Source organism: Gorillibacterium sp. CAU 1737 (genome assembly GCF_039888655.1).
In the GTDB taxonomy this organism is placed as follows: Bacteria; Bacillota; Bacilli; order Paenibacillales; family NBRC-103111; genus Gorillibacterium.
Genome location: NZ_JBDQQO010000001.1, coordinates 39333 through 52311 on the forward strand (window position 1 = coordinate 39333; position 12979 = coordinate 52311).

The 12979-nt window shown below is 58.3% G+C and carries 12 protein-coding genes; 11 read left to right on the forward strand and 1 reads right to left on the reverse strand.

The genetic code is table 11. The annotated features are described in order from the left end of the window. Positions 1-140: 140 nt before the first annotated feature. The 9 genes from AAFN83_RS00195 to AAFN83_RS00235 all read left to right on the forward strand — a co-directional run bounded on the left by AAFN83_RS00195 (position 141) and on the right by AAFN83_RS00235 (position 7806). Positions 141-1187: an ABC transporter substrate-binding protein gene (locus tag AAFN83_RS00195; RefSeq protein WP_347766300.1), complete on the forward strand. Its 1047-nt coding sequence runs from the start codon at positions 141-143 to the stop codon at positions 1185-1187. A gap of 1 nt (position 1188) precedes the next feature. Further along, the gene (locus AAFN83_RS00200) at positions 1189-2220 is read left to right on the forward strand and encodes a FecCD family ABC transporter permease (protein WP_347766301.1); all 1032 of its coding nucleotides are present in this window, start codon (positions 1189-1191) and stop codon (positions 2218-2220) included. Positions 2221-2224: 4 nt separating this feature from the next. Continuing rightward, the gene (locus tag AAFN83_RS00205) at positions 2225-3022 is read left to right on the forward strand and encodes an ABC transporter ATP-binding protein (RefSeq protein WP_347766302.1); all 798 of its coding nucleotides are present in this window, start codon (positions 2225-2227) and stop codon (positions 3020-3022) included. A gap of 30 nt (positions 3023-3052) precedes the next feature. Next, positions 3053-4111: a nicotinate-nucleotide--dimethylbenzimidazole phosphoribosyltransferase gene (gene cobT, locus AAFN83_RS00210; protein WP_347766303.1), complete on the forward strand. Its 1059-nt coding sequence runs from the start codon at positions 3053-3055 to the stop codon at positions 4109-4111. A gap of 2 nt (positions 4112-4113) precedes the next feature. Next, positions 4114-4692, forward strand: coding sequence for a bifunctional adenosylcobinamide kinase/adenosylcobinamide-phosphate guanylyltransferase (cobU, locus tag AAFN83_RS00215; protein WP_347766304.1), 579 nt, complete (start codon positions 4114-4116; stop codon positions 4690-4692). Between the two features lie 34 nt (positions 4693-4726). Next, complete coding sequence (locus tag AAFN83_RS00220) at positions 4727-5671, forward strand: adenosylcobinamide-GDP ribazoletransferase (protein ID WP_347766305.1); 945 nt, start codon at positions 4727-4729, stop codon at positions 5669-5671. A gap of 91 nt (positions 5672-5762) precedes the next feature. Then, positions 5763-6350, forward strand: coding sequence for a cob(I)yrinic acid a,c-diamide adenosyltransferase (locus AAFN83_RS00225; RefSeq protein ID WP_347766306.1), 588 nt, complete (start codon positions 5763-5765; stop codon positions 6348-6350). A 48-nt stretch (positions 6351-6398) separates the two neighbouring features. After that, positions 6399-7394 (forward strand): RluA family pseudouridine synthase, encoded by a 996-nt coding sequence (locus AAFN83_RS00230; protein ID WP_347766307.1) that lies wholly within the window; start codon positions 6399-6401, stop codon positions 7392-7394. Positions 7395-7437: 43 nt separating this feature from the next. Further along, on the forward strand, positions 7438-7806 hold the full coding sequence (locus tag AAFN83_RS00235) for an arsenate reductase family protein (protein WP_347766308.1): 369 nt from the start codon (positions 7438-7440) through the stop codon (positions 7804-7806). A 15-nt stretch (positions 7807-7821) separates the two neighbouring features. On the opposite strand, the gene AAFN83_RS00240 is transcribed toward AAFN83_RS00235, so the two are convergent. Then, positions 7822-8685: a metallophosphoesterase gene (locus AAFN83_RS00240; protein ID WP_347766309.1), complete on the reverse strand. Its 864-nt coding sequence runs from the start codon at positions 8683-8685 to the stop codon at positions 7822-7824. 382 nt (positions 8686-9067) lie between these two features. Here AAFN83_RS00240 and AAFN83_RS00245 point away from each other — a divergent pair, with 382 nt between their 5' ends. Together AAFN83_RS00245 and AAFN83_RS00250 are read left to right on the forward strand one after the other, a co-directional pair. Further along, positions 9068-11125 (forward strand): glycosyl hydrolase, encoded by a 2058-nt coding sequence (locus tag AAFN83_RS00245; protein WP_347766310.1) that lies wholly within the window; start codon positions 9068-9070, stop codon positions 11123-11125. 55 nt (positions 11126-11180) lie between these two features. Beyond that, positions 11181-12947 (forward strand): cellulase family glycosylhydrolase, encoded by a 1767-nt coding sequence (locus tag AAFN83_RS00250; protein WP_347766311.1) that lies wholly within the window; start codon positions 11181-11183, stop codon positions 12945-12947. Positions 12948-12979 lie beyond the last annotated feature (32 nt).

The window sequence follows — 12979 nt, forward strand, 5'->3', positions numbered from 1 at the left end:
TACCGGCGAGTAACGTATGTTATGATGCGGTATGCTGACCTCTGTTCGCTTACGAGCAGAGGTTTTTTTGTTCTGGCTTGACTAGTCGGGAGCCCGGGTCGCGGATTGGCCTTACATTTGCAAGGAAAAGAGGAAAGCCGATGAAGAACACCGAGCAGGGGAACGTAGGGGTCAAGAAGAAGGGCTGGACATGGCTGGGGACGGCAGGTCTTGCCTTGGCACTTGCTGTCAGCTTGAGCGGATGCGGAGCGAAGGATTCGACCGAGGCAAGCTCATCGCCTACTACAAGCTCCGTACCTAGCGCAAGTGCGGCGGCTACGACCGCACCTTCGGCCACGACTGCGCCGACCACCTCGACGGATGCGGCAACGGTCTATCCGTTCACGATCAAGGATTCGACGGGAACTGAGCTGACGCTGAAGGAAGAACCGAAACGAATCGTGACGCTCGCGCCAAGTGAGACGGAAACCGTCTTCGCCGTAGGGGCAGGCGAGCGGGTTGTAGGCGTTGACCAATACAGCAATTATCCGGCGGAAGCTGCGGACAAGACCAAGGTCGGCGACTTGAACACGAACCTCGAAGCGGTGCTGGCGCTGAAGCCGGACCTGGTGATCGCGCACAGCGGCCTGCAGATCGACGTGATCAACAAGCTGCGCGAGCTGAACGTACCGGTTTATGCGGATGATCCGAAGACGCTGGATCAAGTCATCGAGCACATCGACAAGGTGGGGCAACTGGTGAATGATGTAGCAGGTGCTAACACAGTAACGGCCAAGATGAAGGCAGATCGTGACCAAGTGATCGAAGCCGTCAAGGGCGCACCGGCGAAAAAGGTGTACCTCGAATTCAGCGAAGGCTGGACGGTCGGCAAGGGCGAATTTTTGGACGAGCTGCTAACTTTGGCGGGCGGAACCAACGTGGCCGGTGACAAGAGCGGCTGGTTTGAAATCAATGCGGAATCGATCCTTCAATCGAAGCCGGATGTCATCCTGTACGGAACAGACGACTATACAGGCAATACCATCTATGATGCCATCTTGAAGCGGCCGGGCTTCTCTTCGCTCGATGCGGTGAAGAACAAGCAGCTGTTCCCGATTCAATCGGACCTGGTATCCCGGGTTGGCCCTCGTCTGACGGACGGCTTGGTGGAGATCGCCAAAGCCGTGCATCCAGACCGGGTAAAGTAAGATGCGAAAAGCATGGATCTATGGAGGAGGCTTCGGCCTTCTCCTCGTCGTATCCATGATCATCTGCTTGTCCATTGGGTCCGCGCGCGTTCCGCTCGGGGAGGTGTGGGGGATTCTTCTCCATCGCATCCCCGGGATTGGACCGCATCTCGCGGGAGAACCCGATCCGGCTTATGCGGTGATCGTGACGGATGTGCGCCTTCCGCGGGTAATCCTCGCCATGCTCGTCGGAGCCTCGCTGGCGGTTGCCGGAGCGGGCTTTCAGGCGGTGCTCCGCAATCCGCTGGCCGATCCGTACACTCTGGGGGTAGCATCCGGTGCATCCGCGGGGGCGGCCTTCGCCATTCTGTCGGGGATGAGGCTTGCATTCGGCATGTGGAGTATCCCGGCCTCTGCGTTTGTTATGGGACTTCTTACTCTTCTATTGGTGTACACCCTCGCGGGACGCAGCACGCGCAAGAGCATGGAAACGCTTATTTTGGCAGGCGTGATCGTCCAAGCTTTTTTCGGAGCGTTTGTCTCCCTGATGGTCTCGATGTCGCGAGGAGTCATCAATGAAATCGTCTTTTGGTTAATGGGAAGTGTAGCCCTGCGGGGCTGGGAATACTCCCGGCTGCTAGCGCCGCTCCTTTTGGTTGTGCTGGTTGTTCTGGTCGGCTACAGCCGCCAGCTCAATCTGTTTGCGATGGGCGAACGGCACGCAGCGCATATGGGGGCGAACGTCCATCGGACGAAGCTCATCGTTCTGGGGGCAAGCACGCTGTTGACAGCTGGAGCGGTCTCGGTTGCCGGAACGATCGGTTTCGTCGGATTGGTTGTGCCGCATTTGATCCGTCTTCTGGCAGGGCCTGACAACCGACTCCTCATTCCGGTCACGGCACTCGCAGGAGCGAGCTATGTGCTGTGGGCCGACACGGCGGCCCGCCTTGCCCTGGCCAATCAGGAGATTCCGCTCGGCGTGGTGACGGCTTTGCTCGGCACACCGTTTTTTGCCTACTTGCTGTTGAAACGAAAAAGGGCTTCGGGGGGATGAACGCATGATCGCAGGCAAGGACCTATCCCTCCGATTGGGGGAGAAGCCGGTGCTCCGCCAGGTAAGCTTGACCGTGGAAGCCGGTTGCTTCTACGGCATCATCGGCCCGAATGGCGGCGGCAAGTCCACCCTGCTGCGTCTCTTGTCCGGGGTGCTTGCGCCTGATTCGGGCTCCGTTCAGATTGAAGGCAGGGAAGCGACGGACTATCCTCGCAAAGAGCTGGCGAGAAAGCTGGCTGCTCTTCCCCAGGAGGGGGTAGACGCCCCGGGCTTTACCGTTCGGGAGGTGCTGCTCATGGGCCGCTATCCGTACCAGGGCTGGTTCGGGACGGAGGAGAACGACCCGACTCCGCTCTTGGAACAGGTCATGGAGCGGCTCGCCCTTCACGAGCTGGCGGATCGGGAGATCGATGCGTTAAGTGGGGGCGAGCGCCAGCGGGTGGCCCTGGGCAAGACGATGCTGCAGGAGCCGCGCATTCTGCTTCTGGATGAACCGACAACCTTTCTCGATATCGGTCATCAGGTGGAGCTGATGGATTACATTCGCGAGTGGCAGAGCGCCTCCGCCCAGCCGCTCACGGTAGTCGCGGTGCTTCACGATTTAAATCTGGCCGCGCAGTATTGTGACCGCCTGCTGCTCTTGAATCAAGGAATCGCCGAGGGGGAAGGAACCCCGCAGGAGCTTCTGGAGGCCGACCGCATTGAGCGGGTTTACGGGACGAGGCCGCTTGTGCTTCCGCATCCGGTTAGCGGGGTGCCGCAGCTTTTGCTGAGCTCCCGGCATGCAAGTTCAACACCATGAAAGCGATAGCCAACAGGGGAGAGATGACGGATGATTACTCTTCAGGAAATGTGCGACAAGGTTATGCCGCTCGATGCGGAAGCGATCGAGCAGGCCAAGCATCGGTTGAATCGGCTGACCAAACCTGAGGGAAGCCTCGGCAAGCTGGAGAATCTCGTGTGGCAAGCGGCCGGTGTCACCGGTGAGCTGCTGCCGGATTTGTCCAGCAAGGCGGTCATCGTGATGGCCGGGGATCACGGCGTAACGCAGGAAGGCGTCAGCGCTTACCCATCGGAAGTTACGCAGCAGATGGTCCTGAACTTCCTCGCCGGAGGAGCGGCGGTGAACGTCCTTGCCCGGCAGGCGGGGGCGGAGGTGCTCTGCGTCGACGTAGGCGTCGATGCCGAGCTGTCGCACCCCGACCTGATCGCGCGCAAGGTGCGCCGCGGAGCGGGCAATATCGCACGCGTTCAGGCCATGACCCGCGAGGAAGCGGAAGCGGCCATCCGCGCGGGATACGAGCTGGTGGCGAAGAAAGCCGCCGAAGGCGTTCGCGTGTTCGCCACCGGAGAGATGGGCATCGGCAACACGACGCCGAGCGCCGCTGTCTTCATGGCGCTGACCGGAGTCAGCGCCATGGACGCGGTCGGCCGCGGCACGGGCATCGACGATGCCATGCTCGTGAACAAGCGCCGCGTGGTGGAAGCGGCGCTCAAGCTGCACGCGCCGGCGGCGAGCGATCCGCTCGGCGTGCTTGCCGCCGTCGGCGGCTTAGAGCTGGCCGGGCTGGTCGGCGTCATCCTCGGCGCGGCGGCGCATCGCTGCCTCGTCGTCATCGACGGCTTCATTTCGTCCGCCGCCGCGCTTGCCGCCGTTCGCCTCTGCCCGGCCGTGCACGGCTCTCTCGTCGCTTCGCACGTCTCGCGCGAGCACGGGCATGCCCTGCTCCTCGCGGAGCTCGGCCTCTCGCCGCTGCTCGACCTGCACATGCGCCTCGGGGAAGGGACCGGCGCGGTATTGGCCTTCCATCTGGTGGATGCGTCGGCTCGGATCATCCGCGAGATGGCGACCTTTGACAGCGCAGGCGTCTCCGAGCGCAAGGGGGAATAACTGTGCTTCTCTTCATCACTGGCGGTGCGCGCAGCGGCAAGAGCCGCTTTGCAGAGGCCTGTGCATCCCGACTGGCTTCCTCCGGCCTCTACGTAGCAACCGCTCAGCTCTACGACAGCGAGATGGAGGAACGCGCTCGCTTGCACCAAGAGCGGCGGGCGTCCTCGGGTTTCGCCTGGACGGTGCGGGAAGAACCGCTCGTTCTGTCCGAGCTGTTGCGGCACCCGGCTGCCTTCGCCGCCCCGGAATTCCCCGCGCCGGGAGTGATCCTCATCGACTGCCTCACCCTCTGGCTGACCAATTGGCTGTTGAAGCTGGAGCAGGAGGGACGAGTCGCCGAGCTTCTGGATGTAATCGAGGAGCTTGGCACCGCGCTTGCGGCCTGCCCGCTTCCGATCATCGCCGTCTCCAATGAAGTAGGCGACGGCATCGTTCCGGAGTACCCGCTCGGACGTTTGTTTCGGGATTACGCCGGAATGCTCAATCAGCGGGTTGCTCGCCAGAGTGACCGCGCGTTTCTCGTGACAGCCGGAATTCCGGTCGATTTGAAACGCCTGGAGTTTCCATTAGAAGACCTGTAAGGCTACTTACCATCCTGTCGAAAGGGGATGCTCCATGCTCCGAAGAACGGGGAAGCCCACCCTGCAAGCGGCAATCTGCGCCTTGCAGTTTCTGACTCGCATCCCGATGCCGATCCAATTGGACTACACGCCGGCCCTCTTCCGCCGAAGTGTAGTCTTTTATCCGTTCGTTGGCGGTGTAATCGGCATCATCCTTTCTGCCTTCGCTTACGGGGCAGGAATGATTCTACCTGTCGGACCTGCCGCTGTCCTGACCCTGATCCTGTGGGTGGCCCTCTCCGGCGGATTCCACCTGGACGGATGGATGGATACCGCCGACGGCCTTCTCAGCCACCGCAGCCCGGACAAGATGCTGGAGATCATGAAGGACAGCCGCGTCGGGGCGATGGGCGTCATGGCGGCCGTCCTCCTTCTCCTTGCCAAAGCCTCCTTCCTCACCAGCCTGCTCTCCCCTGTCCATCTTGCCGGGCTAACCGGACAGCAGGGAATGGCGGGGGGCAGCCTCTCCTTGACCGGCGGCGCCTTGGCCCTCTTTGCGCCTTCCGCACAAGGAGGAGCCTCCGCCTTCTTGCTGCTCGCCGTCATCCCGGTATGGAGCCGCTGGTGGATGGTGATCGGCATGGCCGGCTGGCCTTATGCCCGCAAGGAGAGCGGCCTCGGCTCCCTCTTCCGTGAAGTAGGCCTTCGTCAGGCTGCTGGGTCAGCGCTCAGCGCTGGCATGACCACCCTGCTTCTGACCGCCCTCTACGCCATCGTCCTCAGTCCCGGCGAGTCCACTTCGGCCTTGGCCATCCTGTTGACAGCCTTCGTCCTCTCGGCGGCCGCCTTGTTGATCGTTTTCCTCGTCGGCTGGCCTTTCGCAAGAGCCGTCCATCGAAAGCTGGGCGGTCTCACAGGCGATATCTATGGCGCGATGAATGAGGGATTGGAGGCGGTGCTGCTGCTCGCGGCCTTGCTCTTCTCGGTCTGGTTCCGCTAGACTGGAACCAAGTGATATTCAAATGCAAGAGGCACGAATAAACCCGCGCCCCGTGCATCATCCATAAAATCATCGAATGGAGGCGTCCCGAATGAAGCTGTACACGCGAACAGGAGACGAGGGGAAGACGTCGGTGATCGGCGGCCGTGTCGGTAAAGATGACGCGCAGGTAGAAACCTATGGAACGATTGATGAGCTGAACGCCTTCGTCGGGGTTGCGATTGCTGCGATGAACGGCATGATCTACGATGACCTGAGAGCGGATCTGACCTGCATTCAGCATCAGTTGTTTGACTGTGGAAGCGACCTGGCTTACCTCGATTCGGCCAACGGAGCCAAGTGGAAAGTCGCCGGGGAGCTGGCGAGCGGCCTGGAGCCGCTGATTGACAAATACCATGAAGAAGCGCCGCCGATTCTCCGTTTCATTTTACCGGGCGGTGGGGCGGTTGCCGCTGCGCTCCATGTCTGCCGCACCGTGTGTCGCCGAGCCGAACGCCGTATGGTGACCTATGCCTCTGTCGGCGAGGTGAATCCAGCCGTTCGGGTGTATTTGAATCGATTGTCCGATTTCTTCTTTGCTGCGGCCCGGGCTGCGAATGCTCGAGAAGGACGGACGGATGTGGAATACGTGCGCGGGGCTAACGTGTTTGGAGGAGGCACCGACAAGAAGGCGGATTAACCGCCTCTTCTAGCAGCACCCAGAGAGTACGAAACAAGGAGCCAGCGAATGACGATAGAACAATCCTATTATGAGCCATTGGTGTATCTCGTGCCGGAGTCGGATGCGGGAATGAAGCTGGGGAACGTGCTCAAGAACCGGATGGGCATCTCCCGGACGCTGATGACACGAATGAAACAGACGGAGCAGGGCATCACCGTGAACGGGGCAAGAACCTATACCGACGCGGTCGTGCAAGCGGGAGATCGAGTAGAGGCGCGAATGCGCAAAGAGGAATCCGAGGACATATTGCCGGAGCCGATGGAACTGGCGATTCTGCACGAGGACGATCATCTCCTGATCCTCAACAAGCCGCCGGGTGCGATCGTTCATCCCACCCATGGCCATTACACGGGAACTCTGGCGAATGGAGTGGTCTGGCATTGGCAGCAAAATGGGGAGCTCGTGCGCTTCCGTCCGGTTCACCGTCTGGATCAGGAGACCTCCGGGGTTCTCGCCATTGCCAAGAATCCGTTCGTTCATCAACATATCTCGGAGCAAATGCAGCGGGGAACGGTGGACAAGGAGTACCGGGCCATCGTCCGGGGCAGGCTTGAAGCAGCGGAGGGGACGGTCGATGCGCCCATTGCCCGGGATGCGGATAATCCGCGGGTTCGCATCGTTACGCCCGAAGGAGATCGGGCCGTGACTCACTTTCGGACCGAAGAGGCCCATGAGGAGGGAACCGTTGTTCAGATCCGCCTGGAGACCGGGAGAACCCATCAGATTCGCGTTCATATGCGCCACTTGGGCCACCCTCTGTACGGGGACAAAATGTACGGTGTAGGCGGCGAAGCGGAGACCGGGATCATTCCTGGAAGGGAGGAAGCCCTGCTGGAGCCCTCGTTCGACGAGGAGCGGGAAGGAATAGCCCGGCAGGCCCTCCATGCGGAAAAGCTGGCATTCGTTCACCCGGGTACAGGAGAGCGAATGACCTTTACCGCTCCTCTACCGCTCGATATGCAGCACTTGATCGAACGGCTTCGGGGGCCATCCCGCTCCTGACTCGCCACCTGATCCTATCCTATCAGTGAAGGAGAGAAGAACGTTGAGCGTAACCTTTTACGGATATCCCAAATGCAGCACCTGCCGCAAGGCGAAGCAGTGGCTGGAAGTCAAGGGACATGTGCTGGAGGTCATCGACCTTGTGGTGACGCCGCCCAGCGCCGAGGAGCTGGACCGATTGCAAGTCTTGAGCGGCTTGGACTTGGCCAAGTTCTTCAACACGGCGGGTGAAGTATACCGTGAGCTTCAACTGAAGGACAAGCTCCCGGGAATGAGCCGGGAAGAACGGCTGAAGCTGCTCGCCAGTCATGGCAAGCTGATCAAGCGGCCGCTTGTTACGAATGGAGCGCAAGTAACCGTCGGGTTCAAAGAAGATGACTATGATGAGAAATGGGGAAACGGCGGCCGCTGACGGCACGCCGTTTTTTTATGGAGAAGAAGGTTTGGCTTGCAGCGTGACCACCACGATCTCGGGTCGGTTCAGCAAGCGCTGGGGAATGACGCTGTTGCCGAGGCCTCGGTTGACGATCATGACCGAGCCCTCTCGCTTGTGAGCGCCTTCGGTCAGCTGTGGTGAAAAGCCTTGGTCCGGGGCATAGAGCGGCCCCAGAAACGGAAGGCGGATTTGTCCTCCATGAGCGTGCCCGGTCAGGATTAAATCGAAGCCCTTGCGAACATAAAAATCAAAGATTTCCGGGCGATGAGAGAGCAGAATCGTATACAGGCCCTGCGGCCGATCCTGGATGGCTTGCTCCATGTGCTCGTTGACGATGACCTCGGTGTCCAGGCTGCCTGAGCTGCTGCCCAACCGAGGATCGTCGATGCCGGATAGCCAGATGCGTTCACCGCCCTGTTCGATTGGAACTCCGCGGTTGGCCAGCACATGAACGCCGACATCTGTTAGCTCCTGCTTAAGACTGTCCAGATTGGGGGAGAGCTCATGGTTACCGGTTACCCAATAGACCGGGGCAACGGCGGTCAGCCCCTTCATTAGTGTCAAGCTGCGGGAGCGGTCTCCCGGAGTATCCGAGTCGATCATGTCTCCGGTGAAGACGATGAGGTCCGGCTTTGCGCGGCGAACCTTGTTCAATAGAGGCCTCTGTTGATAGCCGAAGGTTTTCCCATGGAGATCCGAGAGCTGAACAATCCGATAGCCGTCGAAGGAGCCGGGAAGCTTGTCAGAAGCGACGGAAAAACGCGTAGTCGTCAACCAGTTGTTTTGCGAGTAGGAAAACGCAAGGACGGCAAGCAATAGAGCTAACACTGTGATGGGAATACGCCACTTTTTCACCCGGTTCACCCCGTATACCAAATTAAACCAATGGTAATCGCCAAGAGGAATTTCGTCAAAGGATTCCGCTGGAGCAACCTAAAAATAGGATAACAAAAAAATAACAAAAATAACAAAAAATGATGGACATCCTATGTCCCAAACAAGAAAAACATGCTAGAATGGAGTTGGTTGGAAGTAGTTGGATATTATGGGGGATTCCGATAGACCATTCAAAAGCCCCCGAGGGAGGTGTAGCCTGTATTTCTTCGTTTTTTTCTCGAGAAGAGGGGGAAAGCGGAGAAAGATGGATTTGAGCCGGTAGATTTGGAAGCGCTTCATTTTGTGGAATGGATTTGTCGAATTTAGGTAGATTTTTGCTCATTCGCTAAGGAGGGTAATGATGAAATCATCTTGGTTGCGCAAAGTTGGGAGTATAGCGCTGGTTGCAGCTCTTGGGGTAACAAGTTTTTACGGACTTTTTGGTTCTGCGGATACCGCCAAGGCAAGCGCGGTTCGCTATGAAGCGGAGAATGCCCTTTTGCAGGGGACAACGGTGGAATCGACGGCTGCCGGTTTTTCGGGTACAGGGTATGTGACAGGATTTGATACGGCAGGAGACTCGGTCACGTTTACGGTAAATGCCGCCGCGAAGGGGTTGTATGATCTCAAGGTGGGCTACCGCGCCCCTTACGGGTACAAGCAGAGTAACCTGTCCTTTAACGGGGCAGCGTCCGGGCAAGTGGTTTTCCCGGAAATATCGGTGTTCTCGGTGGCCTCCGCCGGCAAGCTCCTGCTGAATGCAGGCACGAACACGATCAAGCTGGAAAACGGCTGGGGCTGGTATGAAATCGACTACATTGAGCTCGCCCCCTCCGCTCCGCGCGCACCCCATCAAGTGACGAAGGCGTTGGTCAACCCGAATGCCTCGCAGCGGACCAAATCGCTGATGAGCTATATCGTAGACCAATACGGCCAGAAGATTATTTCCGGCCAGCAAGAAATCAGCGAAATCGAATGGATCAAGGCGAATGTCGGGAAGACGCCTGCCATGGCCGGTCTCGACCTGATTAATTACTCTCCGTCCCGCGTTCAGAATGGCACCCAATCGAATGCGGTTGAACAAGCCATCGACTGGTACAACAACAAGGGCGGGATCGTGACCTTCGCTTGGCACTGGAATGCGCCGAAGGGGCTGATCAACCAGCCGGAGAAGGAATGGTGGAGAGGCTTCTACACCTATGCTACGACGTTTGATATCGAGTATGCCATGAGCCATCCGGCATCGGAAGATTATACGTTGCTGATCCGCGACATCGATGCGATTGCCGTTCAGCTTAAGCGCTTGCAAGATGCCAACGTTCCGGTGCTCTGGCGTCCGCTGCACGAGGCGGAAGGCGGCTGGTTCTGGTGGGGAGCAAAAGGACCGGAGCCGGTCAAGGCCCTCTATCGCTTGATGTATGATCGCCTCACCAACTACCATCACCTGAACAACCTGATTTGGGTGTGGAACTCGGTTTCCCCGGACTGGTATCCCGGCGATGATGTGGTGGACATCGTAAGCTTCGACTCGTACCCTTCTGCCGGTGATTACGGTGCGCAAAGCGGCAAGTATGAGGAACTGGTCACCCTGGGCAAGGACAAGAAGATCGTAGCGATGACCGAGAACGGTCCGATTCCGGACCCCGACCTGCTTCAAGTCTATCAAGCCATGTACAGCTGGTTCTGCACGTGGAATGGAGAGTTCATCCGCGGAGGCTACCAAAACAGCCTGGCCCACATCAAAAAAGTATACGAAAGCAATCTGGTCATTACCCTGGATAAGCTTCCGGATCTGAAGAATTACAGCGGCGGCACGTCGACTCCGACTCCTACTGCAACACCAACGGCAACGCCGACCGCGACACCAACGGCAACGCCAACGGTAACACCGACTCCGACTCCAACGGCAACTCCGACCGCAACACCAACGGCAACTCCGACCGCAACACCAACGGCGACGCCAACCCCCACTCCGACCTCCTCTCCGGCAGCGGGATTGGTCGTGCAGTACAAGGCAGGGGATGCGAGCGCAACCGATAACCAAATCAAGCCCTTCTTCAACATTAAGAATAATGGCACGACAGCGGTGAAGCTGAGCGACCTTACCTTGCGCTACTATTTCTCGAAGGAAGGCAGTGCAGCGCTCGATTCCTGGATCGATTGGGCTGTCATTGGCGGCAGCAACATCCAACGGACCATCACCTCTACCTATGTCGAGTTGAGCTTCACGAATGCTGCAGGCTCCATCCCGGCGGGAGGACAGACGGGTGATATTCAGCTTCGCTTAGCCAAGACCGACTGGTCCAACTTCAATGAAGCCAACGATTACTCCTACGACGGCACCAAGACGTCTTATACCGACTGGAACAAGGTGACGCTGTACAAGAATGGACAGCTCGTGTGGGGGATCGAACCGTAAGAGGGGAAGGACGTACCCTATCCAAATCTACTAAAAAGGGAATGTGGTGAAGGACATGATTCATAAGCTCGGCAAGATCGCATTGGCCGGTATGCTCGTCCTTGCAGGTTTTACAGGTTTCGCCAAAGCTACCGAAACGAAAGCCGCCGCTGCATCAGGGTACTACGAAACCTCGGGAAGCCGGATCGTGGATTCGGCTGGCAACCCCGCTGTCTTTAACGGAATCAACTGGTTTGGCTTCGAGACATCCAACTATTCTCCGCACGGGCTGTGGGCGCGGTCCATGGACAGTGTTCTCGACCAAATCAAGCAAAACGGCTTCAATCTCATTCGCCTGCCTTACTGCAATGAGATGTTCGATTCCACCTCCCAGGTGAACAGCATCAATTACCTGCTTAACCCGGACCTGGTCGGACTAACGCCGATTCAACTGATGGATAAGCTGGTGCAGAAGGCGGGTGACCGCGGGATCAAGATCTTCCTGGATCGACACCGCCCCGATTCCGGCTCCCAATCGAACTTGTGGTATACGGCGAAGTACTCCGAACAGCGCTGGATCAACGACTGGAAGATGCTCGCTGCTCGTTATGCAGGCAACACGACGGTCATCGGAGCGGACCTGCACAATGAGCCGCACGGAGAAGTGTCCTGGGGAACCGGCGAGCTGGCAACGGATTGGCGGCTTGCGGCAGAGAGAGCGGGCAATGCCATTTTGTCCGTAAACCCGAACTGGCTGATTATTGTGGAAGGGATCGATACCCGCGTTCAAGGGGAAACGGGCAGCTATTGGTGGGGAGGCAACCTCAAGGGGGTCAAGAACAATCCCGTCCGTCTTGATGTGCCAAACCGCCTGGTGTATTCCGCCCATGATTATGGCCCGGGGGTTGCGGATCAGCCGTGGTTCCATGACGCGGCATTCCCGAGCAACATGCCTGCCATCTGGGATCAATACTGGGGCTACATCAGCAAGCAAAACATCGCGCCGGTCATCGTAGGCGAATTCGGCGGAAGAAGCGTCGATACGAGCACGGTGGAAGGCAAATGGCAAAATGCGCTCGTGGACTATATCAAGGCGAATGACCTGTACTGGACCTATTGGTGCGTGAATCCGAACAGCGGGGATACCGGCGGCTTGCTGCTGGACGATTGGCAAACGTGGAATCAACCGAAGCAGGCTATGCTGAACCGGATGATGAAACCGCTCACAACGCCAAGCCCGACTCCGACCGCAACGCCAACCGCAACCCCGACCGCAACCCCGACGGCCACACCAACAGCTACACCAACAACCACGCCAACAGTCACACCAACAGCTACACCAACATCGACGCCGACCACTACACCGACAGCAACGCCAACGCCAACCGTAACTCCGACGCCAACTCCTTCGGCTGGCAGCCTTGTGGTGCAGTACCGGGCGGGGGACACGAACGCTTCCGATAACCAAATGAAGCCGTTCTTCATCATCAAGAATACTGGCAGCCAGGCTGTGTCACTTCAGGATCTGAAGCTGAGGTATTATTTCACCAAGGAGGGAACAGCCGCGATCAGCTCCTGGATTGATTGGGCCGTCATCGGTGGGACGAATATTACCCGTACCGTAACCGATACCTATGTGGAGCTGGGCTTCACAACGGGTGCCGGCTCGCTTGTCGCAGGAGGACAGACTGGAGACATTCAATTGAGGCTGGCGAAAGTCGATTGGAGCAACTTCGATGAATCGAACGACTACTCCTATGACGGAACCAAGACGTCTTATGCCGATTGGAACAAGGTGACCCTCTATCAAAACGGTCAACTCGTCTGGGGCGTCGAGCCTTAACCCATCTCTTCCTGTGCAGCATTCTTGTTTAT

Excerpts from the sequence above, each read along its gene's own strand:
- AAFN83_RS00195 (WP_347766300.1), top strand. The coding sequence starts at position 141 with ATGAAGAACACCGAGCAGGGGAACGTAGGGGTCAAGAAGAAGGGCTGG.
- AAFN83_RS00200 (WP_347766301.1), top strand. The coding sequence starts at position 1,189 with ATGCGAAAAGCATGGATCTATGGAGGAGGCTTCGGCCTTCTCCTCGTC.
- AAFN83_RS00205 (WP_347766302.1), top strand. The coding sequence starts at position 2,225 with ATGATCGCAGGCAAGGACCTATCCCTCCGATTGGGGGAGAAGCCGGTG.
- cobT (WP_347766303.1), top strand. The coding sequence starts at position 3,053 with ATGATTACTCTTCAGGAAATGTGCGACAAGGTTATGCCGCTCGATGCG.
- AAFN83_RS00220 (WP_347766305.1), top strand. The coding sequence starts at position 4,727 with ATGCTCCGAAGAACGGGGAAGCCCACCCTGCAAGCGGCAATCTGCGCC.
- AAFN83_RS00225 (WP_347766306.1), top strand. The coding sequence starts at position 5,763 with ATGAAGCTGTACACGCGAACAGGAGACGAGGGGAAGACGTCGGTGATC.
- AAFN83_RS00230 (WP_347766307.1), top strand. The coding sequence starts at position 6,399 with ATGACGATAGAACAATCCTATTATGAGCCATTGGTGTATCTCGTGCCG.
- AAFN83_RS00245 (WP_347766310.1), top strand. The coding sequence starts at position 9,068 with ATGAAATCATCTTGGTTGCGCAAAGTTGGGAGTATAGCGCTGGTTGCA.
- AAFN83_RS00250 (WP_347766311.1), top strand. The coding sequence starts at position 11,181 with ATGATTCATAAGCTCGGCAAGATCGCATTGGCCGGTATGCTCGTCCTT.